Origin of the sequence: uncultured Cetobacterium sp. (assembly GCF_947038635.1) — a bacterium.
Lineage (GTDB): Bacteria > Fusobacteriota > Fusobacteriia > Fusobacteriales > Fusobacteriaceae > Cetobacterium_A.
Window position 1 is genome coordinate 1 of the sequence record NZ_CAMQXC010000083.1, and the last position, 9,920, is coordinate 9,920.

Genomic DNA, 9,920 nt, shown 5'->3' on the forward strand with positions numbered 1-9,920 from the left:
CTATTGAAATGTTAAAATCAATAAAAGATTTTCCAAGAGCTAATTGTATGCACTGACCATCTAAAGTTTTAATTGTATTTAATAGTTTTGGAAAGTCTATCAAAGAGTATTTACCCATATCATGAGCTCTAATTCCTATTTTAATCATAAATGTTTCTCCTAAGTTGTTTTTTTATAAATTACATTTTTATCATACACTGAATCACCTTCAATGTGTTCTCCGTGGATATATCCACCATTACTGATATATTTTGGGATAGAATTAGATTTACCTTTTAAAGTTGCATCTAAAGTTACCAAAGCAAAAGCTTCTGGTGAATCAATTCTTGAGTTTAAATAGTTTGTATTTTCTACAAAATAACCATTTTTAAATTTAGTATTAACTATATTATCTCCAATAACTTTTGCCATTTTTAAATAACTATCATTTTTTGTAATATCATACAAATCAGTCATTAGTAATAATGCGTAAGGTGATGAATTTTTAGTTTTGAAATCTAATTTAATATTTTGACCATTGGTTGTTCCGATATCACCAAGAGAAAAAGTTTTATTAGTCATTACTCTAGCAAGGTTCCAAAGGTCAGTATCTTTAGATACATCATAAGATCTAATAAGAGCAATAGCATACTCCTCAGTAGTAGGTTTCGTTTTTGTTAATTTACTACCTTTTTTTCCATAGTATCCGTCTCTAATTAAAGTATAATTAGTTAAATCAGTTCCATCATTCCAAACGGGTTTGATTTCGCCAGTCTCATAATCAAAAGATATTTTATAGAAATTTTTAAGAGTATTTATTGACCAGTTTAAAAGTTCTTTATCATTAGTTTTTTTATAAATTTCAGTTAGAATTAAGGCATTATCCACTACGATAGCCTTTGCATTTCCTTTAAATAATGCATTTCCCTCTTTTGCAATATCTCCGAACTCTGGCCCAAATTGTCTATAAGCTCGATCGCCGTATTTAGAATTAGTATCAGAATCTGATTTAGGTGGCCATTCTCTTTTCTTAGGTGATGAAAATTGATATACAGGAGCTCCGGTTTTAGGGTTTTTTGCAAGTTCGTATTGTTTTAAAAGTGTTTTTGCCCAGCTAGTCATATCAGGATTATTTTCAAAACTATTTAAAATGAAAGCTGAATAAACTAAATCAGAACCAGCATTAATAAATGTTAATCCTTTTGTTTCTGGAAGTATAGGCAGATTTTCAGTGACTACAATATCTATTGGAGTATTATTTTTAAATATATTGGTATCTAATTTTTTATTATAACTTCCATGTCTTCCCATATCTAGAGTTTTCCAATCTTCAACATGACCATTCCAAAAGGCAGTAACATAATTTTTAGTATTTATTGGGTTTACTTCATATAAGAATTCATAATATGGAAAATGGTTTTTTAATTCGTGGACTTGATTTTTATCTTGAGGACCCTCTAATTTTAGTGTATCTAAGTTGACAAACCTATGGCCTCCCCAATAATAAAGTCCATTTTTATCAGTGAAGTTATCTAAAAAATACTTTGTTGTATTAAGTGCAGTATTTTTATATTGCGGATCTCCTGTAACCTCAGATAAAATAACTAGAGTTCTTAAAAAATTTTGTTGGTTTGCAAAGTTAGATATTTTAACTTTTTCTCCGTTGGGATAAATCCATTCGATAGGTTCTCCTGTTAAAGTATTGATACCGTCAGCTAAAAGTGGTGTTGGATTAATTTTACTTTGGCCATTAGTAGTTATATTTTTATAAAAAGTTTTAACAGTTTCAAGTCGAGCTTTATCATTTTCAGTGTAATCGACTTTTCCTAGGGCTAAAGTTGTTAGCCCTAAAAAAAGTGAAAGTTTGAAGGTTTTGTTCATATATTCCTCCTAGTTATTCTCTTTTAAAAATTCATTTGTTACATTTATAATTTGATTAGAAGCATCTTCAGATGAAACTTGTTTATAACCTAATTTATCTATAATATCTTTTAAAGCTACATGTAACTGCTTGTGTTCAAATAGAGGGTGTATACCTTTACCAGCAAAATCAATAACTTTATTGTTAGCTTCTAAGATGAATGAATCCAAAAGATTATTTTCTTTTAAAGTAGCAACAGCAGAAGTATTAGCTGGAATTCCTCTAGACACTCCAAGAATTTTAACGGCTTCAGGGTCGGAGATTAAAAAATTAAGTAATTCAGCAGTTTCTTTTGGATGTTTAGTATTCTTATTAATTGCAAAAGCCATAGATACTTTTGAAAATCCAGATTTGTGAGGTCCGAAATCTTTTGGGTATTCTCCAACAACAAGCTCTTGTCCTTCTTCTAAGGAATCTCTCCATTTTAAAGAAGCGCTATCCCATTCATAAGTTCCTCCAAATTTTCCAACAATCCAAGATGGATGTTGATCGAGTTGAATGTTTCCAGCAGCAGCTCTATCCTCCAAAGAAGGAATAATTTTAGTATTAACTAAATCTAGATAAAAATCCGCAGCATTTTTTAACTCTTGTTGACTATAAGCAACTTTATTATCGACAATGAATGGTTTTCCAGTTTCTTGTTCTAATTTATAGAGCATAAGAAGAAGAGCCCCATAATAATCAGATTCAAATCCAAAGTAATCAGGACCAAGCTTTTCTTTCATTGTTTGAGTAGAAGTAATAATCTCTTGGAAACTTTTAGGAAGAGGTAAGCCAGCTTTATCGTATGTTGTTTTATTATATAAAAAGACCCTTCCAGCTACTCCATAAGGAATGGCATTTAATTTATTATTAATAATACATTGCTCTAAAATATTTTTATCATATTGATTTAAATCAATTGTGGTAGATAAATCGTTTAGATTATAAAAACCATCTCCATTTTTAGAAAAAATATTTATCCAATTCCAATTTATTTGCATAAGATCAGCAGCCATATCACCAGCCATTTGAGTAGTGATTTTTTCTTGCCATCCTTGCCATCCACCATATTCTGATTTAATCTTTATATTAGGGTGTTTTTTTTCAAAAAGTTTTAAAGCTTCTATAGTTTTTTTATGCCTATCATCTCCACCCCACCATGAAACTCTTAATGTTATATCTTGATTACTTGGAGTTGAAGAGGATATATTTTCTTTATCTTTGTTACATGCTGTGAAAACAGATAATGCAGTTAATGATAGAAAAAAGACTTTTTTATAACTCATAGATATTCTCCCTATAATATATTTTTATTGGTTTTGAGATAAAAATTCATTAGTAATAGATATGATTGATTTAGCTGTTTGCTCAGCATTTGCTTGACCATATCCAAAAGTTTCAATTGCTCCTCTTAAATCTGTATTTAATTTTTTATGCTCAAAAAGAGGATGAATACCTTTGCCAGCAAAATCTTTAACAGCATTATTAGCTTCAAAAGCTAAACCAGTAAGTTGTCCATTATTTTCTAATACCTCAACAGCGGCAGAATTAGAAGGAATTCCTCTAGAAGTTCCAAGAATTTTTACAGCCTCAGGGTCTGTTGTTAAAAATTCAACTAGAGTAGCAGCTTCTTTTGGATGTTTTGTATTTTTTTTAATAGCGAAAGCCATAGAGACTTTATTAAATGCAGATTTATTTTCTCCAAATTCAGTAGGAAAGTCAGCTAAAACTAATTTTTGATTTCCTTCAAGAGCATCTTGCCATTTTTGAGCCGAACTATCCCACTCATATGTTCCAGCATATTTACCTTGAATCCAACTAAGGTGTTGATCTAAAGGAATGAATCCAGCAGCAGCTCTAACTTTTAATGATGGAAGAGCATTTTGTTCAACTAGATTATTATAAAAATTAATAGCCTCAACGAGTTCTGTTTCTGTATAAGCAACTTTATTATTAATAATAAATGGTTTTCCAGTTTCTTGTTCTAATTTATAAAGCATAAGAAGAAGAGCTCCATAAGCGTCAGTATCAAAAGCATAATAATCATTTCCCAATTTTTCTCTAATAACTTTAGCTGATGAAATCATTTCATCAAAATTTTTAGGAATTGGAAGTCCAGCTTTAGTATATGTAGTTTCATTTATATAAAAAACTTTTCCAGTCATTCCAATTGGGATGGCATTTAACTTCCCGTCAACAGAACATTGATTAAGTATGTCAGAGTTATAATTATTAAGGTTAATAGTATCTGAAAGTTTATTTAAATCATAAAAACCATTTCCGTCTTTTGAAAAAAGATCAATCCAATTCCAGTTAATTTGCATAACATCAGGTGCAGTATTTCCAATTATTTGAGTGGTAACTTTTTCTTGCCATCCACTCCATCCACCGTACTCTCCCTTCACTTTAATATTAGGATGTTTTTCTTCAAAAAGTTTTAATGCTTCTAATGTTTTCTTATGTCTATCGTCCCCGCCCCACCAAGACATTTTTAAATTCACAACTTTAGAACTAGCTAAAGAGATTGTAGGATAAGTCATCCCCACAACAACTGAACTTAGTAAAAGTAATTTTTTGAAATCCATAAAATATACCTCCCGTATTATAAAAAATTTTCTCATTGAAACTTGTTTATTAGTATGTTAACATTCTAGGATACAAGTTTGAATGTATTTACAATTTAAACATACCTTAAAAAAATAAAAATGTCAAATTTTTATTATATTTTTTTTAAATAAAAAGTTCTAAAATAGAATGAATCAATCGGAGGATTATCATGTTTAAAAGAATTCAAGAAAAATGGGTTTTAGAAAAGAAAGATTTAAAAAAATTAATATTATTAGCCAGTCCAATAATATTATCGAATTTTCTACAAAATCTTTATAATTTAGCAGATTCATATTATATGGGAAAAGTAGGTGGAGTAGAGTTAGCTACCTCTTCTTTTACAAGCCCAATAACTCAAATGATAATAGGAATAGGGAGTGGATTTGCAGTAGGTGGTGGAGTAATAATAAGTCAATTAGTAGGAAAAAAAGATAAGAAAGAAATTCTAAAAACAAATAGTCAGTTGTTAAGCATAAATATATTGATATCTTTATTTATAACAATATTATCATTTATTTTTTGTGAAAAAATATTACGATTTTCAGGGGCTAATGGAGAGTTGCTGGAGAAAAGTAGTCTTTATATAAAATTTATTTTTTTAACAATTCCAATGACTTTTATAGTATCAACATATATAACAATAAAAAATTCAAAAGGAAAAAGCATGAATCCTTTATATTTAATAGCTTTTTCAACGATTTTAAATATACTTTTGAATTCTTTATTTATATATAAATTTAGGTTAGGATTATACGGAATAGGGTTTGCAACTTTAATAGCGAATATAATATTGGGTAGTTATTGTATATATGAGCTTTGTTTGAAAAAAGAGATAAGTTTCGAATTTTTAAAAATTAAAAAAGATATTTTTTATAGAATATTGAAATTAGGGATTCCATCATCACTTACAACTATGACTAATTCATTAAGTTTTATAATAATAAATATTTTTGTTGTTAAATATGGGACAGAAGTTTTAGCAGCTTATGGGGTAGGAAACAGAATTAATAATATAATTTACGTATTAATAAATGGGATAGGAACAGCAGTTGCTATTTTAGTAGGACAAAATGTTGGAGCTGGAAATATAAAAAAAGCAAAAAATATGTTAAGAACTGGAATTATTTGTGGATTGTTTGTAGGAACGATATCAATGATTACTTTATTTTTAGTTCTAAATCCAGTTGTAGATATGTTTACTAAAGATATAGAGATAAAAAATCATTCAATGAATTATTTGAAAATTATGCTGATAAGCGTTATTCCATGGGCTATATTTCAACCTTTAGCAGCAGTATTTCAAGGAACAGGGCATACTAAATTTGGAATGTATTGTCATTTTGGAAGAGTTTGGATATTTAGGGTTCCGTTTATATTAATATTTGAAAATTTATTAGTTTTATATGAATTTTCAATATGGTATTCTATGTTATTTAGCAATCTTTTTGCATTAGTGTTTTCGTTTATTTTATATAAAAGAGTTGATTGGGATAAAAAAGTATAAAAACCTACCTTGAATTTGGTAGGTTTTTATTTATAATTTAAGATTTTAAGAAATAATCAGGATATTTTTCAATTAAATATCCTATTTTATTTTTAAAGTTTGAAAGATGTTTATCAATTATTTCATCAACTTTATTGATGTCCCCATCTCTAATTATAGTAATAATATCTTTGTGTTGGTCAAGTGTAGGAATTAAATTTGTTTTTTCAATAGCATCTAAAAATCTAACACGATCGTAATGAGTACTTAATGATTGGACGGCTTCCCAAACTCTTTCTTTTCCAACTTCTTTATAGATGATTCTATGGAAATCGTTATCTAGGAAAAAAAGTTCTGTATGATCCTCTTCAATTTGAGCGATTATATTTTGAAATTTTAAATTTTTTTCTAGTTCTTTAATAGCTTGATTTGAAAATTTAGTTGTGGCAAGTTTTAAAACTTCTCTTTCGACAATTTTTCTCATGAAAAAAGCTTCTTCAACTAATTTTAAATCAATTAGAGATACAAAGGATCCTTTTTGTGGATAAACGTCCATTAGTCTTTCTTCAGATAGTTTAACGACAGATTCTCTAATAGGGGTTCTACTAACACCTAAAGTTTCACCAATATCAGATTCACTGATTCCAGTTCCTGGTTTAATATTTAGAATCATTATATTTGTTTTTAAAACTCTATATATAAAATTTTTAGTATTCTCGCCAAATTGACGATTAACTTTTGATAAATTCAAAGTACACCTCCAACAGTTCTTTATATTCTGTTTTTATTATACCAGAAATATTAAAATGTGCAAAATTTTAATATAATAATATCAATAAAAACAATATATAATCTACATTATAAAAACAAAAAATACTATATATATACAAAAAAAACTATTTTGAAATAAAAAAGTCTTGACTTTTTTAAAAATGTTTACTAGGATACTAGTGTAAAATAATTAAGGGAGGTAACAAAATGGATTCTATAAATACAAAGTCTAGAAAGTATATAAGCAACTATTTAAAAAGTTATAAACCATACAAGGGAAAATGGTGTTATGAAGATGGATGTTTGCTACAGGGAGCAATGTTACTATATAAAACAACGAAAGAAGATGAATATTTAAATTTTGTATATAGTTATCTTAATGATTTTATAGATGAAAATGGAGTTATGAAAGGTTATGAAAAAAATGAGTTTAATATAGATAATATAAATGCAGGGAAAGTTCTATTTGATGTTTATAATTTTACAGGGAATGAAAAGTATAGAAAAGCAATTGAAAAATTATATGAACAAATTTTAGAGCATCCAAGAGTTCCACAAGGAAATTTTTGGCATAAAAAAAGATATGAAAATCAAGTTTGGTTAGATGGAATGTATATGGTTGAACCTTTTTATATTAGATATGAAACAGAGTTTAATGGAAAAAGAAATTATGGAGATATTTTTAAACATTTTATTAATGTTAGAGAAAATATGTTTGATGAAAATTTTAAATTACACTATCACGGATGGGATACAGCTAAAAAATGTAGTTGGATAGTTCCAGAAACAGGACTTTCTAAAAACTTTTGGTTGAGAGCTATAGGATGGCATTTAATGTCTATAATTGACACTTTAGAATATATGTCAGAAGAGATTTTTAATGAGTATAGAGGTCTTCAAATCTTATTTAAAGAAGCAATCAAAGGTATAGATGAGTATAGAGATTTAGAAAAAAATATGTGGTATCAAGTTGTAGATAAAAAAGAGATTGCGGAAAATTATCTTGAGACATCAGGATCTTTAATGATAGCCTACGCCATGATGAAAGGGGCAAGATTAGGGTATATTAATGAAAAGTACTCAGAGATTGGAAAAAAGGCTTTTGAAGGTATTTGTAAAGAGTATTTAAGAGAAGAAGAAGACAAAAGTTTATTTTTAGATGGAATTTGTCTAGTTGCAGGGCTAGGTGGATTTGATGGGCAAGAAAGAGATGGAAGTTTTGAATATTACTTATCAGAGCCCGTTGTTTCTGATGATGTAAAAGGTAGCGGAATATTTTTAATGGCATATAGCGAGTATTTATATTTAGAAAAGGATGTGATGAATAGTGAAAAGTAAACAATTTAACGGATATTTATTTATAGCTCCATGGATAATAGGATTTTTGATTTTCACAGCTTATCCTTTTATTTCATCACTTTGGTTAAGTTTTACAAATTATAATCTATTAAGTGCACCAAAATTTGTAGGATTTTCAAATTATATAAAGTTATTTAATGATCCTTTGTTTTTAAAAACATTATCTAATACCTTAAAATATGTATTTATAACAGTTCCTATAAAGTTAGCATTTGCACTATTTATAGCAAATATTTTAAATTATAAATTAAAGGGTATCAATTTTTTTAGAACAGCTTATTATATACCATCTATATTAGGAGGAAGTGTTGCAATAGCTGTTTTATGGAGATTTTTATTTTCAGATCAAGGATTAATAAATATAATAATTGGATATTTGGGAGTTGATCCAATTTCATGGTTAGGAGATCCAAAGTATGCATTATTTACAGTAAGTCTTTTAAGAGCTTGGCAGTTTGGATCTGCAATGGTAATATTTTTAGCGGCTTTAAAAAACATACCAGAAGAATTGTATGAATCAGCTAGAATAGAGGGTGCTTCACAAACAATGATGTTTTTAAATATAACAATTCCAATGATATCACCAGTTATATTTTTTAACTTTATTATGCAACTTATTCAAGCTTTCCAAGAGTTCAACGGACCTTATATTATAACAGGTGGAGGACCACTTAACTCAACAAAATTATTACCGCTATTAATATACGATAATGCATTTAATTATTATCAAATGGGTTACGCTTCAGCAATATCATGGGTGTTATTTTTAATAATAATGATATTCACACTATTTTCATTTAGAAGTCAAAAATATTGGGTGCACTACTCTGATAGTGGGGAGGAATAAAAATGGAAAATATAAAAAATATAAATATGCCAATAGATGGAATCTCAGATGATATTAGAAGAGAAAACCAATTAAGAGCAAAAAAAAGATATATAATATCAGGTATTAAAGTTGGATTAAGATATTTAACGTTAGCTATCGTAGGAATAGCTATGCTATATCCTTTGATTTGGTTATTAGGAGCCTCTTTTAAAACAAATGCGGATATTTTTACAAGTATAGGTTTTATACCTAAAGATTTTAAATTTGATTTTAGTGGATATGTAAATGGATGGAAAACATCAACTGAATATACATTTACAACATATTTTTTTAATACATTTAAAATTGTTTTACCAAAAGTTGCTTTAACTATTGTATCAGCAGTTTTAACAGCTTATGGTTTTGCTAGATTTAAATTTCCAGGAAAAAAGATTCTATTTGGAATTTTGATATCAACTCTTTTACTACCAAATGTAGTTTTAAGAATCCCACAATTTTTAATGTATAAAAACTTTGGTTGGTTAGATACATATTTGCCTTTATTTGTTCCTGCAGCTTTCGCTACAGATACATTCTTTGTATTTATGTTAATACAATTTATAAGAGGATTACCTAAGGAAATTGAAGAAGCTGCTTGTGTAGACGGATGTAACTCTTTGCAAACTCTTATTTATATAATGGTTCCAATGTTAAAACCGGCAATAATATCTATTGCGCTATTTCAATTTATGTGGACTATGAATGATTTTATGGGACCGCTAATTTATTTATCAAGTGTTGAGAAGTATCCAGTGGCATTGGCATTAAAAATGTCTATGGATGTAAGTAGTAGTGTAAACTGGAATCAGATTTTAGCAATGTCAATAATTGGATTAACACCTTCTTTAATTGTATTTTTCTGTGCTCAAAGACACTTTGTAGATGGAATTTCAGCAGGAGGAGTAAAAGGATAAGATGGAGATAAATATAATATTAATAAATTCAAGAAG

8 protein-coding genes are annotated in these 9,920 nt (G+C 28.1%); 4 read left to right on the forward strand and 4 right to left on the reverse strand.

The window, feature by feature from the left end; genetic code table 11:
* Positions 1-159: 159 nt before the first annotated feature.
* From Q0V08_RS08365 to Q0V08_RS08375, 3 genes are read right to left on the reverse strand one after another with little or no spacing between them, the layout of a single operon-like run.
* Positions 160-1,860: a hypothetical protein gene (locus Q0V08_RS08365; RefSeq protein WP_297433848.1), complete on the reverse strand. Its 1,701-nt coding sequence runs from the start codon at positions 1,858-1,860 to the stop codon at positions 160-162.
* A gap of 9 nt (positions 1,861-1,869) precedes the next feature.
* The gene (locus Q0V08_RS08370) at positions 1,870-3,168 is read right to left on the reverse strand and encodes an ABC transporter substrate-binding protein (protein ID WP_297433850.1); all 1,299 of its coding nucleotides are present in this window, start codon (positions 3,166-3,168) and stop codon (positions 1,870-1,872) included.
* Positions 3,169-3,192: 24 nt separating this feature from the next.
* On the reverse strand, positions 3,193-4,467 hold the full coding sequence (locus tag Q0V08_RS08375) for an ABC transporter substrate-binding protein (protein WP_297433852.1): 1,275 nt from the start codon (positions 4,465-4,467) through the stop codon (positions 3,193-3,195).
* A 191-nt stretch (positions 4,468-4,658) separates the two neighbouring features.
* On the opposite strand from Q0V08_RS08375, the gene Q0V08_RS08380 reads away from it, so the two are divergent.
* The gene (locus Q0V08_RS08380) at positions 4,659-5,993 is read left to right on the forward strand and encodes an MATE family efflux transporter (protein WP_297433854.1); all 1,335 of its coding nucleotides are present in this window, start codon (positions 4,659-4,661) and stop codon (positions 5,991-5,993) included.
* 37 nt (positions 5,994-6,030) lie between these two features.
* On the opposite strand, the gene Q0V08_RS08385 is transcribed toward Q0V08_RS08380, so the two are convergent.
* Positions 6,031-6,723, reverse strand: coding sequence for a GntR family transcriptional regulator (locus Q0V08_RS08385; RefSeq protein ID WP_297433856.1), 693 nt, complete (start codon positions 6,721-6,723; stop codon positions 6,031-6,033).
* Between the two features lie 227 nt (positions 6,724-6,950).
* On the opposite strand from Q0V08_RS08385, the gene Q0V08_RS08390 reads away from it, so the two are divergent.
* From Q0V08_RS08390 to Q0V08_RS08400, 3 genes are all read left to right on the forward strand, one after another.
* Positions 6,951-8,081 carry a glycoside hydrolase family 88 protein gene (locus Q0V08_RS08390; protein WP_297433857.1) on the forward strand — a complete coding sequence of 377 codons (1,131 nt, stop codon included), beginning with the start codon at positions 6,951-6,953 and terminating at the stop codon, positions 8,079-8,081.
* Positions 8,071-8,949, forward strand: coding sequence for a sugar ABC transporter permease (locus Q0V08_RS08395; RefSeq protein WP_297433859.1), 879 nt, complete (start codon positions 8,071-8,073; stop codon positions 8,947-8,949). Before Q0V08_RS08390 ends, Q0V08_RS08395 begins: the two co-directional genes overlap by 11 nt.
* A gap of 152 nt (positions 8,950-9,101) precedes the next feature.
* Positions 9,102-9,884 carry a carbohydrate ABC transporter permease gene (locus tag Q0V08_RS08400; RefSeq protein WP_366099787.1) on the forward strand — a complete coding sequence of 261 codons (783 nt, stop codon included), beginning with the start codon at positions 9,102-9,104 and terminating at the stop codon, positions 9,882-9,884.
* Positions 9,885-9,920 lie beyond the last annotated feature (36 nt).

Bases quoted from the DNA above. Each gene is read 5' to 3' on its own strand.
- Q0V08_RS08365 (WP_297433848.1), bottom strand. From the start codon at position 1,860: ATGAACAAAACCTTCAAACTTTCACTTTTTTTAGGGCTAACAACTTTA.
- Q0V08_RS08370 (WP_297433850.1), bottom strand. From the start codon at position 3,168: ATGAGTTATAAAAAAGTCTTTTTTCTATCATTAACTGCATTATCTGTT.
- Q0V08_RS08375 (WP_297433852.1), bottom strand. From the start codon at position 4,467: ATGGATTTCAAAAAATTACTTTTACTAAGTTCAGTTGTTGTGGGGATG.
- Q0V08_RS08380 (WP_297433854.1), top strand. From the start codon at position 4,659: ATGTTTAAAAGAATTCAAGAAAAATGGGTTTTAGAAAAGAAAGATTTA.
- Q0V08_RS08390 (WP_297433857.1), top strand. From the start codon at position 6,951: ATGGATTCTATAAATACAAAGTCTAGAAAGTATATAAGCAACTATTTA.
- Q0V08_RS08400 (WP_366099787.1), top strand. From the start codon at position 9,102: ATGCTATATCCTTTGATTTGGTTATTAGGAGCCTCTTTTAAAACAAAT.